This window comes from Propionispora sp. 2/2-37 (assembly GCF_001298735.1).
In the GTDB taxonomy this organism is placed as follows: domain Bacteria; phylum Bacillota; class Negativicutes; order Propionisporales; family Propionisporaceae; genus Propionispora.
Genome location: NZ_CYSP01000002.1, coordinates 84,257 through 103,807 on the forward strand (window position 1 = coordinate 84,257; position 19,551 = coordinate 103,807).

Here is a 19,551-nt window from a genome sequence, read left to right on the forward strand (position 1 = left end):
TCGCTCTTATATAATTACATTACGACAGGGCGCAGGCGGTTCTGACGCCGGGACAAGTGCGCAATGATTTTTTCAACCGAAGAATTTAGCATATCCCGCTCCGCTACTCCGTTTTCCTCTAAAAGCGCCAGGGCCGCTGCGAAATCGCCAATATGGTAGGCAAAATGACTATCCGTTCCCACAATCATTTTCGCTCCGTATTGTTTGGCTAATTGTATAATCCGGCTGCAATAAGGGCGGCTGCCCTGACGTGAACGCACCAGGGAACTGTTGTTTACTTCCAGCGCCACGTCATACTGGGCTGCGGCTTTTACCACCGCTTCGGCATCAATCTGAAAACCGGGATTGCCGGGATGAACAATAACATCCACCCAGGGATTTTTAACGGTATTGATCATAGTCTGCGTATTTTCTTCCACGGAAGCGGCATGGTAACTTTCGCTGTGAAAACCGGCCATAACCAAATCCAGCTTTTTCAGCCGTTCATCACTTAAGTCAATACTGCCGTCCGGGCCAATAATATTGGCCTCGATTCCCTTTAAGACCCGGACACCAAACAATTCATCCGGTATGGCGACCAGGTTGGCAAAATGATACTCATGCGGCCCTCCCAGCATCCTGGGCCCATGGTCCGTAATGGCAATCATCGCCAGTCCTTTATCGGCCGCCACACGGGCGTTTTCCAGAACGGTACTGTAGGCATGGCCGCTGGCAACCGTATGAATATGCAAATCTGCGACAAGACTCATACTGCTTTTCTCCTCCTTAACACCCCTGCAAACTAAATTTCCTTATATCTACCGCCAAATATTCCACCCAAAAAATCAGGCCGGCGATAATCATCAGTCAAACAACAACAAAACCTCTCATGCCTCTACATATTATATGGCAAAATAACCGAAAAAGCAAAAAATGAAACAGCTGCCAGCCACCGGATTAATCCTCCGGTTTCTGTCAGCTGCATGGTATTTACCGCCGCAAAACATATTTTTCGATCGCTTCCGCCACACCGTCTTCGTCATGCCCCCGCGTCACGGCCTGCGCTGCTGCTTTTACTCTTTCCGAGGCATTACCCATAGCTACACCCCAGCCGGCATATTCAATCATGTCCAGATCATTCTGCGAATCACCGACAGCCATAACCGACTCAGGACCAATGTTCAGCTTTTGCGCCAGAAAATGCAAGGCCCAGCCCTTATTCACACCGAGCTGCGTCATTTCCAGATACTGCGGTTTGGAGACGGCCATACTCAGCCGGCCGGCAAAACGTTTTCCCATAACCTTCTGAATCTCTTGTATGGTGTCCGCTTCCGCAATGGTCAGCATTTTGCTCGCTTCGCCGGGAATGGTATAAAACCGGTCGCCGACAACCTCCGCTTTGACACCGGCGGTTTCTTCATACAGCCGTACCCGGTCATTATATTCTTTGACATACAGCACATCGTCAATATGCAATTGCAGGTACCAGCCCTTTTCCCGGAACAAAGCCAATATCTCGTCCATCACCTGCCGCGGTACCGGGCGGTTTGACAAAACTTCCCCCGACAGGCTGGCTTTAATCAGCGCTCCGTTATAAGTGATAATCGGCACATCCAGTTCCAGCTGCTTTGCATAAGGAAGCGCCGAAGAATGCATGCGCCCGGTTGCCACCGTTACCATGACGCCCTGCGCAACCGCTGCCCGTATAGCCTGTTTTGCCCGGGGTGATACCCTTCGCTTGGAATCCAGCAGGGTATCATCCAAATCTAATGCAACTAATTTAATGGTCATCCCAATTCCTCCAATTTATATAGCTAGCTTAATTATACCCCGGCAGCCCGTGCCCGACCAGCTTATTTCCGGATTCCGCTTCCGGTATCTGCGTTGATTCCAGCAATAGCAGGGCCCTCTTCATGTCCAGTCCGCCGCCGAAACCGGTCAGGCTGCCATTGCTCCCCACCACCCGGTGGCAGGGAACAATAATCGGAGTCCGGTTGATGTGTAAAGCGCCGCCGGCCGCCCGTGCTGCTTGCGGCGAGCCGGCGGCCGCCGCCGCCTGACGGTAGGTCCGGGTCTGTCCGTGAGGAATAGAAGCCGTATACATCAACACTGCTTTTTGGAAAGGCGTATACCCCTGCCAGTCAATAGGCAAAGTAAACTCCACCGGAAAACCCTGCCAGTATACATTCAGTTCCTGGCGCAGGGCTTCACTCAATTCATGTAAAGCATGACCATTTTCCCAGCCGGGCGGCAGGTCGGCCACGGCTTCTTCCCGGGTTTGATAGGGAAAACTGATGGCCCACAGCCCTCTGTCCGACCAGGCTGCTGCCATAAATCCCCAGCGCGTGTCGATCATATTGTATTGCATAACATGCCCCTTTCTTCCATCCGACAAAATCTATTAAATTTTTTCGCCACTCCTGTTTTTAACTCCTGCTTAATGCATGAAATTGTTCCAATCCGTTCATGCTATACATTACCAACGCATTAATTCCGCTTTTAATGCGTCTACAGCCGGGGGAATGCACCAGGCAAAATTTTATCGGGGGGATGCACCATGTCATTACTGGATAGAGTTAACTCGGAAACACGCAACATCTTTAATATGTTCTTCGACAAAGAGCCGCTTAATTATTTGGAAGCTGCCAGTCTGTACGGCGTTGTAGGCCAGGGAAGACTCAATATTGTCATCTTGGAAATTATGTATAATCACGCCCAGGATGCCGAGTTAAAGAAATTGATTAAAGAGGCCATTGAATCTCATACCGGCTCTCTTATTGAAGAATCGGAAGCATTTCTGGAAAATAGCGGCGCCGAAGTGCCCAGCCTGCAGTTTCAAAAACGCACACTGCACCGCTCACCTATGGAAATCCCGGAAGATGCCCGGGCCAGCGACCGGGAAATCGCCCTGACCTTAGCCACCTTGGCCAAGGCTTCGCAGACCGCCTTATTAGGTGCGCTGCATCAATCCTATCAACTGGATGTGGCGTTGCTGTACCGGGAAATGCTGGACAAAGGTCTGGACTGGGATTACCGTCTGCTGCAACTGGCGCTGGACCGCGGCTGGCTGCCGCACCTGGCCAAAATCACCCAGCATTAAAACGGTTAGCGGCCGCCAGCACATATCCGTAAAAAAAGCTTACCGCAGCAAAGGCTGCGGCAAGCTTTTTATATGTACTTATTGTTGTTCAAATTGATCTTTGCCAACCCCGCAAAGCGGGCAAACCCAATCTTCCGGAATGTCCTCAAAACGAGTTCCCGGCGCAATACCGCTATCCGGATCGCCTTGTTCTTCGTCGTAAACATAATTACATACTGTACATACCCATTTTGCCATGACTACCATCCCCTTTTTTTACGATTTTTTAAGTTATAGGTAGTACGGCCTGTACTATAACAGCGCAGGCCATACATAACTATCCCGGTTTACCTGCAGATTACCACTGGCGGTTGGAGCCTCCGCCCCCGCCGGAACCGCCGCCAAATCCGCCGCGGCCTCCCGGACCGCCTCCTCCACCGCCGCGGAACCGCAGCAGCGACAACAGCAGCCAGGTAATATTTCCTCCCAGGAAAACCCAGTCAAAGACCAAAACTCCTATGACCATGGCCACACCGACGGCCTTCATCCACCACGGCAGTGTATCAAACCAGGAACCCTGCTGTGCGGGAGCAGGCTTGGCAGTCTGGCCCCCGGTTGCAATTTCCGCGCCGTATTCGGCCGCTACCACCTGTGTCAGCGCCACGTACCCGTTTAAAATACCCCGGTCGTAATCGTTTTGGCGAAAAAACGGCAGCATGTACTCATCCTGCAGGCGGCCGGTTTTTGCATCCGGTAAAGCCCCTTCCAAACCATAACCTACTTCAATGCGGGATTTATGGTCATCAACGGCTACCAGCATGACCACGCCATTATTCAGTTCTTTGTCTCCCACACCCCATTGACGCAAAACCGCCAAGCCATACTCATCAGGGGTTGAATCCCCCAGTGTCTTGACAGTAACCACCACAATCTGCGCTTTGGTCTTAGCCGCTAGGCGGCTGCCAAGGTCATTAATGCGCTGCTCGGTAGCGCTGCTTACGACATCGGCATAATCTTGTATATAAATACTGTGGGTGGGTGCAGGCGGTACTTGCGGCTGGGCCCAAGCTACAGCCGCAATAAATAAATATAATCCCGCTGCCAGCCAGGCCAGCCATTTTTTCATCACAATCCCCCTGCCCTATTTAAAACTGGACTGCAGGCACCTGAGACGCCCCCTCTGCCGCTTTAAAATACTCTTTGGGCCCAAACCCAATGATACCGGCAAATATGCTGGTCGGCAAAGAACGGATTTTCACATTGTAAACCTGAACCGAGTCATTGTAGTCCTTGCGGGCCACAGCAATACGATTTTCCGTACCGCTCAGTTCATCCTGCAACGCCCGGAAATTCTGGTCGGCTTTTAAATTCGGATAATTTTCCGCAATCACCAGCAACCGGCTCAGCGCACTATTCATATCCGCATCAGCCTGTGCCTTGGCGGCAGGCCCCTGCGCCCCGGCCAGTCTGGCCCGGGCATCGGACACAGCCTGAATGGCCGACTGCTCATGCGCGGCATAGCCCTTCACCGTATTCACCAAATTCGGAATCAGATCCGCCCGGCGCTGCAACTGGTTTTCTATCTGACTCCATTTACCATTTACCTGTTCATTTAAGCTGATTAAACCGTTATAGGAACTTACGCCCCATACCGCCAGCAACGCAATCAATACAATTACAATCCATCCTGCTTTATTCATATAATGGAAAATAGCCCTCCTTTATAATGTTCTCCATAGGACATCTTTATTTTACTACGATTTCAGCATCCTTGACAATGACAAGTATCACCACAGCTAGTTTACCCTGCTCCTCACCCGTTATGCATCAAGGGACGGTTCTCCCGCTTCCCCACAGGTTTTGCCACCGCCACGCCTTGAAAGCAATCTTCCGGTTCCCCCTCAAAGGCGGTTATTGTAAAACTCGCCTGCAGGCATTGGGAGGCAAACCTCGTCAGGCCTGTTCTTTGGCATTCTCTTCTCCAAGCTACCCTTCTTTGAACATCTCCACAAAGCGGGCGGCGACAGAAGACAGGGTGCGCTTTTTGTCCCAAATCACGGCCCGCGTAGTGGTAATCACCGGCTGCGCGATAGCGGAAACCATCAAAGACGGGCTGCCAAAAAGCCTTACTGAAGACTCCGGCACAATGGCCACCCCAATGCCCAGCTTGGCCCAGATCAACAACGGCGTAATATCATCGCTGGTACATAATATATTAGGGTCGAATCCCATCTGATGGCAATACTCAAGAATAATAGCCTCATGGCGGCGGTGGATTAGCAAAGGCTCGCTCCTCAGCTGATCCAGTTGCAAATTTTCCCCGGAAATTCCGGCAAAAACAGCCGGGACGGCGACAGCTACCATGGGTTCTTCAGGCAAGGCGATAAAATCGTATAAATTAAAATCAAAAGGAAAGCGCACAATACCCAATTCAATAATGCCGGCGTGCAGCAGCTCCAGAATTTTTCTGGTTTCCCCCTGCCGTAAATCAAAAGAAACTTTCGGATACAATTTATGAAACTGCTGAATATGTTCCGGGATAATGGATCTGCCGGAAGAAGTAATGGTTCCAATGGTCAGCTTCCCGCTTACCCCCTCGGCAACCTCCTGAATTTCATTGACAGTTGCTCTCATCAGTTCCAGTACCTGTTCCGCCCTGTTGCGCAGAGCATACCCTGCCTCCGTCAAACTAAGCTGCTTCTTATTCCGCTCTATCAGCTTGACGCCCAGCTCCCTCTCCAGTAAGATCAATTGCTGGCTAAGGGGCGGCTGCGTAATATTCAAACGTTTTGCAGCTTTGGTAATCTGCCTTTCTTCCGCTACTGCCAAAAAATACTTTAATTGACGAAACTCCATAAACAGCATCCCCTTACCATTCGAAAATCGAATATAAAACAGATAAAATAAATATTTTTCATATATTTTATTCTTTGCTATAATTTTACTTGAAACAACACATCCCTGTCAAAGATCTTTTAGGTTATCCTTGTATATTAAATACATTATACAAGAATAAAGATTATCGGCATCAACAAAGTGAGGAGAAACTTATGAAAATGAAGCCTGTTATTATTCATCATCTGGTAAAGGGGGCAGACCTGAATCATCATGAAACCTTGTTTGCCGGCCGCGGTGCCGAATGGCTTGTCGAAGCCGGGTTCATTGCTGCCGCCAGCTTAACCCATCCCGAAAATATTGTCTGCTTAAACATTCATGGCATGATCTTTACCCGTCCGGTAAAAAAAGGCAGTCTGCTGAAATTTGAAAGCAAAATTGTTTATGCCGGCAAATCAAGCCTGGTTGCTTATGTACGAGTCGTTTTCAGCCAGACGGAGGAATTTGTCGTAGAAGGCTATCTTACGTTCATCCACGTTGTCAGTGGCAAACCCGTCCCCCACGGTATTGTTATCGAGCCGGAGACACCGGAAGAAACGGCATTATATGAAAAAGGCAAGCATTTAAAAGAAACCGGCCACAAAAACAGCAAAGCTTCTTAGTACCTTATCCTATCTAAAAGCACAGATTGGTTCGCGAGGATTTTCCGCACTGTGTTAAACCGCCGCACATTGCAAAAAGCCTCGTGAACCAATCGAAGGTTTACATATAAATAAAATGAGGTACCAGCCTTTTTGTGCTCTTATGGCGCTCTTACCCCGCTATGCCTTGAAAACGATGCTCTGGTTGATGCCCAGCACCCTGGCAATCTGCCGCTGCGTAACCCCTGTAAACTGCTTTATCTGCCTGATAACCGCGTCCCGCTGTTCCTTTTCCATGGTCTTTAGCATCATCACCGGCCTCCCGCCAAGCAAGGCTTCAATCTCCTGGCAAAGACCGTCGTCACTTTTCCGCACCTTCTCCACGACATCTAAAAATATATCGCTGTTTTCCTGTCTCATATAGTCTTTAAATTTCCCCCGGGCAATTTCTTTGTGCTCATCCAATAGCTTCAAAACAAATGAAGTATTGGCAACAGCCGAAGGAGTATCATAGGTTTCACCGTAATACATTTTACAACTGCTCCACGGGTACTCTTCCGCAACGCTCACCATCCTGGACTTCACCGGATTATTATGTATGTAACGCAATACGCTTAATAAGTAAGCATTGTCTTCCACTGGCTGGCTTTGATAGCGGTCCTGAAAAATGTGTCCGTAATGGTCATATTTCTTATTATACCACCAGGCATAAGTTACACCGATGCGCTTCATGATGTTGCCCAGTTCTTCTTCCTTTTCCTGCAAAAGCAGATGTACATGATTGTCCATTAAGCAATACCCGTATATTTCGGCTCTTCCATCCTCTTTGGTCCGCTGAATGGCATCCAGATAGCATTGATAATCCTCCTGATCAAAGAACAACCCCTGCCGGTTGATGCCCCGTACCATCGCATGATATATCCCGCTGGCGGATTTTTTTCTGGCACTCCTTGGCACACTGTCCCCCCCTTTATTACGTGTAGTTATATCTTACAACACTTCGGAAAAAGAAGCAAGAGAACCGTCCCACTTGGTTTGCTGGACTCCGCAACCGAAACAAGCGGCAGTGCCGAAAAAATAACAGTTATTTTCTTAGCACTTCTCTTACCGGGACGTGATCCTTTAATGCAGCCAATGATATTGCCGTAACCATCGCGGTGAACCAAATGATACCTCGGCCGACAAAGCCTGTTCCTGTTGGTTAGTATGGCTTATAATGGAAAGAAAAGGCAGTGGAGGAGACTATTATCATGAAAATCGGAATCATCGGTCTGGGCAATATCGCGCAAAAAGCTTATCTGCCGGTAATAACGGCAAAACCAAATATTGAACTGGTGCTTTGCACCAGAAACCGGTCTGTATTACTGGCTGCAGCTAAGAAATACCGTATTTCTCAGGCTGTGCCAACGCTTGAGGAGCTTATCGCAGCCGGTGTACAGGCCGTCTTTGTGCACACCGCCACCGAAGCCCATAAGGAAACGATCACCAAACTCTTGTCAAAGCATATTCATGTCTATGTGGATAAACCGATTTCCTACTATTACGAAGAAGCTGTCGAACTGGCAGAACTGGCAAAACGGCAGGAAAAATTCCTCATGGTCGGCTTCAACCGCCGCTTTGCTCCCATGTATGCCGGTCTTAAAAAACAGCAGCCCCCGCATATGGTAATCATGCAAAAAAACCGTTTTGCAGAACCGGATGAGGTCAGGCACTTTATTTTTGACGACTTTATTCATGTCGTTGATACCCTTCGTTTTCTGTCCGGCATGCCGGCAGCCGATTTCTCCGTAAAGGTCCTAAAACAAATGGGCAAACTGTCTAATGTCACTTTGGAGCTGTCCGGCAGTCATTGTACCGCTTTGGGAATTATGAACCGGGCCAGCGGTATCAATGAAGAAATTCTCGAATATATGTGCCCCGGCCATAAGTTTACAGTTGAGGATTTGAATCTGACACAACATGCCGCCCAAAATACCAAACAGATTGTAAAATACAATGACTGGGATACCATCTTATACCGGCGCGGGTTCGAGCAAATTATTGACCATTTCCTGCGCTGTGTGGAAACCGGCCAGCCTCCTGCGGTATCACTGGAAGATGCGCTGCTAACGCATGAAATCTGCGAAAACATCGTACAGCAACTGATCAGATAAATTGCTGATAAAAAAATATCTCCTGAAAGATTGCAGCGGAAGGGACAACTCTTCCTGCAGGCTTCCAGGAGATATGAGGGGAATCAAAGTGAATTGCGCATGAACGCTTTATTTCGTCTCGTTTGTAAATTGTTGCTGTTTTATTTTTCCATATTCTACAATTTGGCCCGCTTCCACCCATTTCACAGGAATAGGATAATTATCTTTCACCGTTTCTCCCCGGGCCGCTTTATCCAACACATCAATAACCGTTTTTCCAATCATATAAGAATCCTGGTCCACAATACCGGTAATCAAGCCGTCTTTAATGCCATTTTCCCAGGTTGGCGTATAATCGAAACCAAAATGATAAATTTTACCGGCCTTACCCTGTGATTTTATCGCCTCCATGACACCGGTATCCGGTCCTTCAGACCCTAGGGAAAAAACGGCCACCATATCCGGATTGGCAGTAATCTGCCCTTCCAACTGACGTTTCGATTCCGAGGCCTGGTCATTATCCTGGATGGCTTCCAGCCAGGTAAAATTGGCCGAATCGGTCCCCATTACCGCTTCGAAACCTTTTTTTATTCCCTCTAGCCTGTAAGTCATGGTTGTTTGCGTGAGATTTACCGCAGCCAAGGCAAGTTTACCGCGGGTAACACCCTTGCTTTTTAAATACTCCGCCCCCCGCCTTCCCAATTCCTCTCCCGCCAGACGGTTATCCGTTCCCACATAAGCCACCCGGTTATCCGTACTTTTTACATCGGCATCAAAAGTAACAATAGGTATACCGGCTTCTTTAGCTTCCCGGACTTTTCTATCAAACATATCGGGGTCCATGGGGGCAATGGCAATACCTGCCGCCTGATTGGTTACCGCTTCCTGCAAAAAACCAATATGTTTCTCATTCTTTTGTGATTCCGTGGGCGGGGAAGTTTTAAACACTAAATTATACCCCAACTCCTTAGCATGATCTTCAGCCGCTTTCTTCATCGGCGACCAGTAGGCACCCGTATCGACAATCGGAATAAAATACAGTGTTTTTTTGCCTGCCGTACTATTCGCCGGAGAGTTAGTTCCCGAACATCCGGCCAGCCCCGTTGCCAAAGCGGCAATCATTAAAAAAATTATTATTTTGTTTTTCATGCCATGACCCCCAATTCGTTTAGAATCACCTTACCCAAGAATCTCCTGTAAGCAAACTGCAGCATGTTTACCCGTCATCTCCCCTTTTATTTTATCTACCGTCGGCGGCGGTAGTAGTCAACAACAACCGCTACGATAATAATAGCGCCGGTAACCGCCTGCTGAATAAAAGAATTTAGCCCCAATACGGCCAACCCGTTGCGAAAAACCTCCAACGTCAGGATCCCGACAACCGCCCCTGCCATGGTTCCGATACCACCGCTAAAAGCCGCGCCGCCAATAATAGCCGCCGCTAAAGCAAACAGCCCTACCCCGGCAGCTTCACTTGGCGCCCCTACATTCAGGTTGGACATTAGCAACAGTCCGGCCAAGGCTGCCAAAGTTCCTTCCAGCATGTATACTTTTACCAGGTGCCGCCGGATATTAATCCCCGACAAGCGGGCAGCTTCCGGGTTGGAGCCGACCGCATAGCAGTAGCGTCCAAAACGGGTGTTTTTCATAACGTAAGCCAATACAAGTACAACAACTACCAAAACCAGCGTATTGCTAAACAGAAAGTTAACGCCTAGTTTGGTATTGGACAGGCTATAGAACCAGTCCGGCACTCCCTTGATGTAAATACCATTGGTAAAAAACAGCAGGATTCCCCGGATCATATAGTCTGTGCCAAGGGTTAATATGAACGAGTCGAGATTGAATTTGGTAATGAAAAATCCATTGACCAGCCCCCATAAAGCCCCGATAAGCAGGGCCGTCAGGATAACTACCGGTGCGGAAAATCCCTTAACGGCCAAAAAAACCGCAGCCGTTCCGGCAAAAGCAGCTATACTTCCGGCGGATAAGTCCACCTTGCCGGTTATCAGAAGCATAGTAACACCGACAGTGACAATCCCTACCGTAGGAATCTGACGAAAAAAATTGCCAATATTGGCCTGCCCCAAAAACATAGGACTGATTAGGGAAAAAGCGACAATTAACCCGGCAAGAACAATATAAACGGAATATTGCAGGAAGATATCTTTCCAATCCAGCTTTGCCGGTAAAAATGCTTCATTGAGCCTTACTTTCACTTTGCTGCCCCCCCAGTGTCGCAACAGTTATAATTTTCTCTTGTGTCGCTTCGTCACGGCTAAATTCACCGGTTAACCGTCCCTCGCACATGACATATATACGGTCCGCCATCCCCAGCAGTTCGGGAAGTTCGGAGGAAATCATGATGACGGCTTTGTTTTCCTTGACCATCTGATTCATAATCCCGTAAATTTCCGCTTTCGCTCCCACATCAATTCCCTTGGTCGGTTCATCAAAAATAAAAATTTCCGCAGCCGTATTCAGCCATTTGGCCAAAACAACCTTTTGCTGATTCCCTCCTGACAAAATGCCTGCGGGAGCATCCAGCGAAGAGGTTTTGATGCGCAGGTTCCGGACAAATTTTTCGGCAGTCGCCTTCAGCTTTTGCTGTTTGAGGATGGCATTTTCCAGGTTGGTGATAGTGATATTTTCGGCCACTGACATAAGCAGCGAAAGCCCCTGCCGCTTCCGGTCCTCCGTCAGTAAACATAAACCATGGCCGATCGCATCCCGCGGCTCTTTTATCGTAACCGGCTGTCCATTGATCCGCAGCTGTCCCTTTCGGATTGCATCAGCACCAAACAGCAGCCTGACCAGCTCAGTCCTGCCCGAACCTACCAAACCGGCAAAACCGACTATCTCCCCTCTTTTTACTTGAAACGAGACGTCCCTGACCTTGCCGCCGTAATCGGAAAGGTCTTCTACCTCCAAACAGGTTTCACCGGCTTGTCGTACTACTTTAGGAAACAATTCGTTAACATCCCTGCCAACCATCATCCTGATTAAGGTGTTTTGTGAAACGGCCTGAACCTCAACAGTCCCAATATACTGTCCGTCCCGCAAAATGGTGGCATGATCGCATATTTCAAAGATTTCTTTCAACCGGTGGGATATGTAAATGATGGCCGTTCTTTCCTGCTTAAGGGAGCGGATTACCCCAAAGAGAAGGGCAACATCCGCATTTCCCAATGCCGTCGTCGGTTCATCAAAAATGATGATCTTCGCTTGCTGGCTGATCGCTTTGCCGATTTCCAATAACTGTTTCTGAGCGGTAGAAAGGTCGTTTACGATATCGGTTGCCTTTACCTTAGCCCCCAGTTTCCGAAGTATTTTTTCCGTGTCGCTATAAAGCTTTGGATAATCAATAATCCCCAGGCGCTGGTTTTTATAGGGAAGCCTGCCCATATACAGATTTTCGGCTACACTTAACGCTTCCGCCAGATTAAGTTCCTGGTGGACAAAGCCCACGCCCATCTTTTGGGCCTGTTCCGGAGTCATCACCGTACAATCGACACCATTGATCACAATCTCACCGGCGTCCTGACGGTAAATTCCCCCCAGCACCTTCATCAAGGTCGATTTTCCCGCCCCATTTTCCCCAAGGAGGCCATGGACCTCGCCGGCATTAACAGCCAAACTTACCCCTTTTAGGGCATGGACTCCTGGAAACGATTTTTCAATATGTTTCATTTGCAGATACGCCCGGTCCAAACCGCTCCCCCCCAATATCGTCCGGTTTTTGTTTTGCACCCACTTATGTGGCCATCCCGGGCTCAATATTCCAGTTCTCTGGCCTCTCCTATTAGTTCCACTACCGCTTTTTGCACATTTTGCCCGGTAAGCAGACGGCTTCTCTCATCGGGCTGGCTCCCGCCCACAAAGATTTCAAATTCGCCCGGTTCCAGCACACATTTGCCTTCATCGTCGATCAGGGCAAACTGCCTGGGGGTTAATACCCATGAGACTGTTTTTGTCTCGCCCGGAGTCAAGTGTACTTTTGTAACCCCCTTGAGTTCCCATCTCGGAAGTCTCACCCGGGCTTCTACATCACGAATATACAATTGCACCGTTTCCTCTGCGGTATAATTTCCGGTATTTTTTACCGTCACCGCGCAGGAAATATTCTCATTGCCGGAAAATTTCGCCGCACTAACCTGTAATTCACTATAAGCAAAGGTTGTATAGCTAAGACCGTAGCCAAACGGATACAGGGCTTGCCGCTCCATATAGCGGTAAGTACGGTTTTCCATCGCATAATTACGAAAATCCGGCAGTTCCTCCGTCGTACGGTAAAAAGTAACCGGCAGTTTTCCCGATGGACTATAATCTCCAAAAATAAGGGATGCAATCGCCGCTCCGCCTTCGGCCCCCGGATACCACGCCTGGATAATTGCCGGCACATTCTCATCAGCCCAGGACACTGCTAGGGCACTCCCGGCAAGCAAAACAAGAATAATCGGCTTCCCTGTCCGGTGAATGGTCTCCAGTAATTCTTGCTGCAATCCGGGAAGGTTCAGATTAGGTTTATCGCCACCGGTATACTCGTTGGAAACATCGCCTTCCTCCCCCTCAATACTGGCATCCAAGCCCAGGCACAGCACCACTACATCGGCTCTTTCCGCGGCCGATACGGCTTCAGCAAACCGGTCTTTCTTCTCTGCCAGATTCTCTACCTTATCTTTGAATAAATGACAGCCCTGTGCATAATATACGGCGGTATCCGCCGGAACGGCCCGCCTGATTCCCTCTAAAACAGTCACATAGCAGGAGGGTGTGCCGTAATAATTGCCGATCAGTGCTTTCCTGCTGTCGGCATTGGGGCCTATGACTGCGATGGCTTGGATCTTATCACGGCCGAGCGGCAACAGCTGCTTATCATTCTTTAACAAAACAAGTGTCTTTTTCGCTACCTCAACGGCAAAATCGCGATGTTCCCGGCAGGCATTTTTCTCGTAAGGAATGTTGGCATAAGGAACCTGGCGGTCATCATCGAACAGTCCCAATTTCATCCGGGTAGTCACGAGCCTGGTCACGGCAGCCGTAATTTCCTGTTCGGAAACTAACCCTTCCTGATAGGCAATCAGCAAATTCAGATACATATTGCCGCAGTTTAAATCACACCCGTTACGTAAAGCCAATGCCACCGATTCCGGCGCCGTACTGGTAACGCCATGGCCTTCATGAAAATCTTTGATCGCCCAGCAATCGGATACGACATGTCCCGTAAAACTCCACTCCGTTCGCAGAATCTGTTTTAACAGCCTGTCGCTGCCGCAGCAGGGCTCGTCATTTACGCGGTTATAGGCTCCCATGACCGCCTCCACCTCAGCGGTTTTAACACATTCTCTAAAGGCCGGCAAATAAGTTTCCCGTAAATCCTTTTGCGAAACGACAGCATTAAAACTATGGCGTTCGGCTTCCGGGCCGCTATGAACAGCAAAATGTTTGGCACAGGCGGCCACCTTCAAATACCGCGGATGGTCTCCCTGCAGCCCCCTAATATAAGCAACCCCCAGCTTCCCGGTAAGATAGGGATCTTCGCCAAAAGTCTCGTGCCCGCGTCCCCAGCGGGGATCCCGGAAAATATTGACATTGGGCGACCAAAAGGTCAGTCCCTTATAAATTCCGTGATCTCCCTTCCTTTGAAACTCATGAAACTTGGCTCTGGCTTCCGTCGAAACTATGTCAGCAACCTGCTGCAGCAATCTTTTATCAAAAGTCGCCGCTAAGCCGATAGCCTGTGGGAACATGGTAGCCACTCCGGCGCGCGCCACACCATGCAGGGCCTCATTCCACCAGTTATAGGCGGGAATCCCCAGGCGTGGAATAGCCGGTGAATTGTACACCATTTGACTCACTTTTTCTTCCAGTGTCATTTGGGCTACCAGGGCTTTCGCCCGTGCCTCAAAATCTAAATCCGGCTCCCCGGACATTTGAACCGTCATCGCTTAGTCCCCTTTTCCACAAAATTCCTTATTTATAGCTTAAGTATAGAGCAAGGAATATTTGAAATCTTCTCATTTTTTGCTATAATATCTTCACTTTTTGCTCTGAATTATGTTACCATTGAAGAGCAAATGTTCATTTATTATCAGGTACCGGCTGGAGGACTGTGAGCATGAAGAGAGAGCAGGCTGTACTGGATGGACTGCAGGAAAAAAACATTTTTACGGAAAGCTATCCCTTCCGCCTTCTTCTGAATACCTGGGAAAACTTTGACTGGCCGATGCACTGGCACCATGCGGTGGAGCTGGTATATCCGGTAGAAAATAATTATACCGCAACTGTCAACAACCATGAATACAGACTGTCTGAAAGAGATATTTTATTCATCGCCGGCGGTGACATTCATGGTTTTAAAACCACCAATAATAAGGGGAACCGTTTTTTTATCCAGTTTGATATTTCCACACTGGATGTCTTTGGCCAGATTCAGAACTTTACTCCGCTGCTGTCATCTACCAGGCTTATTTCCCGGCAGCAAGACCATGAGCTCCATCGCCATCTGGAAAAACAAATTCTCGAATTGATAAACGAATACGACCGGAAGTCTTTGGCTTATACCTTGTCACTCAACGCCCGGGTATTTGATATTCTGGTATTGCTGGCCCGTAGCAGTTTAAACCATGTGGACTTTAAAAACATCAGCAGCAACAAAAGATTTTTTACCTTAGAAAAACTAAACCTGGCTTTCCAATTTATCGAAAAAAATTATCAGAAAGACATTTCCCTTAAGGATGTTTCCTGTGCAGCCGGCTTTAGTGAATACCATTTTTCACGCATTTTTAAGGAGTTAACCGGCCATAACTTTCTCAACTACCTAAATGAACGACGTATCAAAAAAGCCATTAAGCTGCTGACCATTCACGATCTTTCCATTATTGAAGTCGCCCATCATTCCGGCTTCAACAGCATAGCCACCTTCAACCGAACCTTTAAAAAAATAAAGGGCTGCACTCCCTTAGAATACAAACGAATACAGCATACTTAGCTTCTTGAGTTTGCCAGACAGACAGCAAAAGACGGCTCTCTTGCTTCCTGCGGAGCAAAAGAACCGTCCCCATTACAGCAACAAAAGAACCGCCTGAGTTGCAAAACTATAAATAGAAAGAGCCCGCAATGATCTTCGCTCCGGCCAATACCGCTAATTACATACCTATACGCAATCTTTCGACAACGCACAAGCATTACACCAACGATACTGACCTTTGCCCGACCGCCCAAGATACCTGCCGAACCTACTGCAATCGTTAAACTGCAATAGACCCTTCTTACCAGTCTCCCGGTGACCCTCCGGCACCCCTGGCGATCTTAGCTCGACCGGCATACATTTCTTTCGACCATACGACAACAGTTGGGCTGCCGCACAGCCATAGGAGACATATACCGATCTTCCCGCCGACTGATACCGAGCCGCCGGACCCGATACCAATCTTTGGCCGACTAATACCGAACTTATTTAAATCCGGCACCAGTCTTGGCTCAACCATTGCGAACCCTTACAAATATAGTATGGCAGCTGAACTGGACGGCATACGTGGAAGATGCAGGAATTCATCAGGCACAGACATGATGTTATTTAGCCGGATCACGCCGAAAAAATTCATAAACGGCTTCAGCAGCCGGGCGGGTCATCCCCGGTGCCGCCGCCAGTTCTTCAACCGAAGCCTGTTTGATTTTTGCCAGACTGCCGAATGTGCTCCACAATGCTTTGCGGCGTTTTTCCCCAATCCCGCCGATATGGTCCAGTATCGATACCATGTTGCGTTTAGAACGCAATTTCCGGTGATAGGTGATGGCAAAACGATGCGCCTCATCCCGGATGCGCTGTACCAGGTAAAGTGCCTGTGAATGGCGCGGCAGGATCAGGGGATCGCTTTCCCCTTCCCTGAAAATGTGCTCAAACTCCTTGGCCAGTCCCACCACCATAATATCCGCTAAACCAACGCCGCGGATTACTTCCAGAGCGGCACTGAGCTGCCCCTTACCGCCGTCAATAATGATCAGGTCCGGCAGCGGTGCGGCGGCTTCCCGGTAGCGCCGTAACAGCACTTCCTGCATGGATTTGAAATCATCCGGCTTGCCTTCCACCGTACGCAGTTTGAAGCGACGGTAATCATCCTTTTTGGGCAGTCCGCCCTCAAATACCACCATGGACGCCACCGTCTCCGAACCTTGCGTATGCGAGATATCAAAACACTCCATACGCTCCGGTAATCCCTCCATGCCCAGATATCTGCCCAGTTCCAGGACAGCCCCTTCCGTCCGGTCGGCACGATCCTGAATTTTAATAGCCTGTTCCTCCAGCACCAGCGCCGCATTGCCGGCTGCCATATTGACCAGGTCTTTTTTCGTTCCCCGTTTAGGAATTTCCACCAGAACTTTACCGCCCTTCAAGCTGGTCAGCCATTCGGCCAGCAGCGGCTGCTCAGCCACCTCCATCGGCAAAAGCACTTCCCGCGGGACAAAGGTTGTACGGCTATAATATTGCTTCAGGAAAGCGGCCAGAATATCCGCATCTTCCTCATCGTCACCGCCGGTTAATAAGAAATGATCCCGTCCCACCATCTTGCCGCTGCGGATGAAAAAGACCTGCACGCAAATGCCGGCAGCCGAACGGGCCAGACCAATAGCATCCTGATCGCCCGATCCGGTCACAATATTTTGCTTTTCCGTAATTTTTTCCACGGCTATAAGCTGGTCGCGCAACCGGGCAGCCTGTTCAAACTCCAGGTTATCCGCTGCCGCTTCCATCTGCCGCCGCAGGCTTTTCGCCATATCCTCACTGCGTCCTTCCAGAAACAGGCAAACCGCTTTGATCATTTCCTGGTAGGTGCTTTCCGAAACTTTACCGGCACAGGGCGCCAGGCACCTTTTAATATGATACTGCAGGCAGGGACGCGGCGCATCCAGCCGGCGGCAGGTCCGCAGCGGAAACAGTTTCTTTAACAGCCGCAGCGTCTCATGCACCGCTCCCGCATTGGTATAGGGACCAAAATAGCGGGAACCGTCTTTTTGCACTTTACGGGTGGCATATACCCTGGCAAACGGCTCATTGACCGTTACTTTAATATAAGGGAAGCTTTTGTCGTCCCGCAGGCTGATATTATATTTAGGGCGATGTTTTTTGATTAAATTGCACTCCAAAATGAGTGCTTCCATCTCCGAGGCCGTTACAATATATTCCAGATCGGCAATACGGGACACCATGGACCGTACTTTCGGCGAATGATTGCGGCTGGACTGAAAATAAGAACGTACCCTATTTTTTAATACCACCGCTTTACCGACATAGATAATTTTTCCCTGTTCATCTTTCATCAGATAAACACCGGGCTTATCCGGCAAATGTGCCAGTTTTTCCTCTAGCTCCTGCTTCATTGCTCATCCTCCGTCACATATATCCTTTGATTACCGGATAAGTTCATTGTATACTTATATAAAATAGCTTGTGTAAATGCCGTTAATCATCTATAATGTCACCATTAGCGTCTAGTTGCGAAATAACAACTGGGCAAACTAAAACTGCAAATGGGAGGTCTATACCGATGTTCAAACGATTATTAATTGCCAATCGCGGTGAGATCGCGATCCGAATCATCCGGGCCTGCCAGGAGCTGGGGATAGAAACAGTCGCGGTTTACTCCGATGCGGATGCCAATGCACTGCATGCTCAGTTGGCGGACCAGGCTCTTAATATTGGGCCGGCTGACGCCACCCGGAGCTATCTGAATATCGCAGCCATTTTGGATGCTGCGCAGATAGCGGAGGCGGATGCCATTCACCCCGGTTATGGCTTTTTATCCGAAAATGCCGATTTTGCCGAAGCAGTCACCGGCGCCGGCATGATTTTCGTCGGCCCCCGTGCCGACACCATTCGTAAAGTGGGAAATAAAGATGCGGCGCGCGAGCTGATGAAACAGGCCGGGCTGCCTATGACAGTCGGCAGCGATCCGGTCAACAGTGTGGCTGAAGCCTTATCCACGGCTCAGGAAATCGGCTATCCGGTTATCATTAAACCGATCGCCGGCGGTGGCGGCAAATCCATGTTTGTAGCCAAAAACGATGCCGATATCCAGTGTGCAGCACATAAAATTGACTTTTCCACAGGCGGTTTTTATTTGGAAAAATATATTGCCGACGCCCGTCACATCGAAGTACAGATTGTGGCCGACAATTACGGCGATATCATCCATCTGGGGGAACGCGAATGTTCCATTCAGCGGCGCAATCAAAAGATCCTGGAAGAAGCTCCCTCGGTTGCCGTAACGCCGGAAATGCGCCAGAAAGTCGGTGCCCTGGCCATTCGCGCCGCCAAAAGCGCCCATTATACCAATGTGGGTACCGTAGAATTTTTAATGGACAAACACACCGGTGAGTTTTATTTTATGGAAATTAATCCGAGAATTCAAGTGGAACATGCCATTACCGAACGTACAACAGGCATTGATTTAGTAAAAACGCAGCTAAAAATCGCCTCCGGCGAACCGCTGCACATCCGCCAGGAAAATGTGCGTTTCATCGGTCATGCCATTGAATGCCGTATTAACGCGGAAGACCCGCACAATTCCTTCCTGCCGTGTCCCGGCCAAATTACATTTTATCATCAGCCGGGCGGTCCCAACGCCCGCGTCGACAGCGGGGTATGTGCCGGCTCAATCGTTCAGCCGCACTACGATTCGCTTATTGCCAAAGTCATTGCCCATGGCAATACCCGCGGCGAAGCCATCAAAGTAATGCAGCGGGCATTGGCCGAATACCGGATTACCGGTATCTGTACCACCATCGGCCTGCATATGCAGATTCTGAAAAATCCGTATTTTTGCAGCGGTGATATTGATACCCAGTTTGTTGCCAAACACATGTCATATTAAAGATAAGGTAG

At 49.0% G+C, this 19,551-nt stretch carries 19 protein-coding genes; 5 read left to right on the forward strand and 14 right to left on the reverse strand.

The features are described from left to right. Positions 1 to 14 precede the first annotated feature (14 nt). The 3 genes from P22_RS02210 to P22_RS02220 all read right to left on the reverse strand — a co-directional run bounded on the left by P22_RS02210 (position 15) and on the right by P22_RS02220 (position 2,347). Positions 15 to 749, reverse strand: coding sequence for a phosphatase (locus P22_RS02210; RefSeq protein ID WP_054258580.1), 735 nt, complete (start codon positions 747 to 749; stop codon positions 15 to 17). Positions 750 to 969: 220 nt separating this feature from the next. Next, on the reverse strand, positions 970 to 1,770 hold the full coding sequence (locus tag P22_RS02215) for a Cof-type HAD-IIB family hydrolase (protein WP_054258581.1): 801 nt from the start codon (positions 1,768 to 1,770) through the stop codon (positions 970 to 972). Positions 1,771 to 1,798: 28 nt separating this feature from the next. Beyond that, positions 1,799 to 2,347 (reverse strand): methylated-DNA--[protein]-cysteine S-methyltransferase, encoded by a 549-nt coding sequence (locus tag P22_RS02220; RefSeq protein WP_054258582.1) that lies wholly within the window; start codon positions 2,345 to 2,347, stop codon positions 1,799 to 1,801. A gap of 189 nt (positions 2,348 to 2,536) precedes the next feature. Between P22_RS02220 and P22_RS02225 the strand changes: the two genes are divergently transcribed. Then, positions 2,537 to 3,079, forward strand: a complete 543-nt coding sequence (locus P22_RS02225; protein ID WP_054258583.1) for a DUF3231 family protein — start codon at positions 2,537 to 2,539, stop codon at positions 3,077 to 3,079. Positions 3,080 to 3,157: 78 nt separating this feature from the next. Here P22_RS02225 and rd read toward each other — a convergent pair whose 3' ends face one another. The 4 genes from rd to P22_RS02245 form a co-directional block, all read right to left on the reverse strand. Next, the gene (rd, locus tag P22_RS02230) at positions 3,158 to 3,316 is read right to left on the reverse strand and encodes a rubredoxin (protein WP_054258584.1); all 159 of its coding nucleotides are present in this window, start codon (positions 3,314 to 3,316) and stop codon (positions 3,158 to 3,160) included. A gap of 100 nt (positions 3,317 to 3,416) precedes the next feature. Further along, positions 3,417 to 4,184 carry a TPM domain-containing protein gene (locus P22_RS02235; protein WP_054258585.1) on the reverse strand — a complete coding sequence of 256 codons (768 nt, stop codon included), beginning with the start codon at positions 4,182 to 4,184 and terminating at the stop codon, positions 3,417 to 3,419. A 19-nt stretch (positions 4,185 to 4,203) separates the two neighbouring features. Continuing rightward, complete coding sequence (locus P22_RS02240) at positions 4,204 to 4,758, reverse strand: LemA family protein (protein WP_054258586.1); 555 nt, start codon at positions 4,756 to 4,758, stop codon at positions 4,204 to 4,206. A 286-nt stretch (positions 4,759 to 5,044) separates the two neighbouring features. Next, positions 5,045 to 5,914: a LysR family transcriptional regulator gene (locus tag P22_RS02245; RefSeq protein ID WP_054258587.1), complete on the reverse strand. Its 870-nt coding sequence runs from the start codon at positions 5,912 to 5,914 to the stop codon at positions 5,045 to 5,047. A gap of 194 nt (positions 5,915 to 6,108) precedes the next feature. Here P22_RS02245 and P22_RS02250 point away from each other — a divergent pair, with 194 nt between their 5' ends. Then, a complete protein-coding gene (locus P22_RS02250; RefSeq protein WP_054258588.1) occupies positions 6,109 to 6,555 on the forward strand; it encodes an acyl-CoA thioesterase in 447 nt (148 codons plus the stop codon). A gap of 159 nt (positions 6,556 to 6,714) precedes the next feature. Here P22_RS02250 and P22_RS02255 read toward each other — a convergent pair whose 3' ends face one another. Next, on the reverse strand, positions 6,715 to 7,491 hold the full coding sequence (locus tag P22_RS02255; protein WP_054258589.1) for a transposase: 777 nt from the start codon (positions 7,489 to 7,491) through the stop codon (positions 6,715 to 6,717). Positions 7,492 to 7,784: 293 nt separating this feature from the next. Between P22_RS02255 and P22_RS02260 the strand changes: the two genes are divergently transcribed. Further along, positions 7,785 to 8,687: a Gfo/Idh/MocA family protein gene (locus tag P22_RS02260; RefSeq protein ID WP_054258590.1), complete on the forward strand. Its 903-nt coding sequence runs from the start codon at positions 7,785 to 7,787 to the stop codon at positions 8,685 to 8,687. Positions 8,688 to 8,795: 108 nt separating this feature from the next. Here the strand turns inward: P22_RS02260 and P22_RS02265 are convergent, their stop codons facing one another. The 4 genes from P22_RS02265 to P22_RS02280 all read right to left on the reverse strand — a co-directional run bounded on the left by P22_RS02265 (position 8,796) and on the right by P22_RS02280 (position 14,611). Further along, complete coding sequence (locus P22_RS02265; protein WP_054258591.1) at positions 8,796 to 9,815, reverse strand: sugar ABC transporter substrate-binding protein; 1,020 nt, start codon at positions 9,813 to 9,815, stop codon at positions 8,796 to 8,798. 95 nt (positions 9,816 to 9,910) lie between these two features. After that, positions 9,911 to 10,885: an ABC transporter permease gene (locus tag P22_RS02270; RefSeq protein ID WP_054258592.1), complete on the reverse strand. Its 975-nt coding sequence runs from the start codon at positions 10,883 to 10,885 to the stop codon at positions 9,911 to 9,913. Then, positions 10,866 to 12,377, reverse strand: a complete 1,512-nt coding sequence (locus tag P22_RS02275; RefSeq protein ID WP_054258593.1) for a sugar ABC transporter ATP-binding protein — start codon at positions 12,375 to 12,377, stop codon at positions 10,866 to 10,868. The genes P22_RS02270 and P22_RS02275 overlap by 20 nt, the downstream gene beginning before the upstream one ends. A gap of 62 nt (positions 12,378 to 12,439) precedes the next feature. Beyond that, positions 12,440 to 14,611 (reverse strand): glycoside hydrolase family 3 C-terminal domain-containing protein, encoded by a 2,172-nt coding sequence (locus P22_RS02280; RefSeq protein WP_054258594.1) that lies wholly within the window; start codon positions 14,609 to 14,611, stop codon positions 12,440 to 12,442. Positions 14,612 to 14,784: 173 nt separating this feature from the next. Between P22_RS02280 and P22_RS02285 the strand changes: the two genes are divergently transcribed. Then, positions 14,785 to 15,657 (forward strand): AraC family transcriptional regulator, encoded by an 873-nt coding sequence (locus tag P22_RS02285; protein ID WP_054258595.1) that lies wholly within the window; start codon positions 14,785 to 14,787, stop codon positions 15,655 to 15,657. 280 nt (positions 15,658 to 15,937) lie between these two features. Here P22_RS02285 and P22_RS21080 read toward each other — a convergent pair whose 3' ends face one another. Both P22_RS21080 and uvrC read right to left on the reverse strand, forming a co-directional pair. Beyond that, the gene (locus P22_RS21080; RefSeq protein WP_069972739.1) at positions 15,938 to 16,156 is read right to left on the reverse strand and encodes a hypothetical protein; all 219 of its coding nucleotides are present in this window, start codon (positions 16,154 to 16,156) and stop codon (positions 15,938 to 15,940) included. An 85-nt stretch (positions 16,157 to 16,241) separates the two neighbouring features. Further along, entirely contained in the window at positions 16,242 to 18,047 is a 1,806-nt protein-coding gene (gene uvrC, locus P22_RS02295; RefSeq protein ID WP_054258596.1) for an excinuclease ABC subunit UvrC, read from the reverse strand. 167 nt (positions 18,048 to 18,214) lie between these two features. Here uvrC and P22_RS02300 point away from each other — a divergent pair, with 167 nt between their 5' ends. After that, on the forward strand, positions 18,215 to 19,540 hold the full coding sequence (locus P22_RS02300; RefSeq protein WP_054258597.1) for an acetyl-CoA carboxylase biotin carboxylase subunit: 1,326 nt from the start codon (positions 18,215 to 18,217) through the stop codon (positions 19,538 to 19,540). Positions 19,541 to 19,551: the final 11 nt, after the last annotated feature.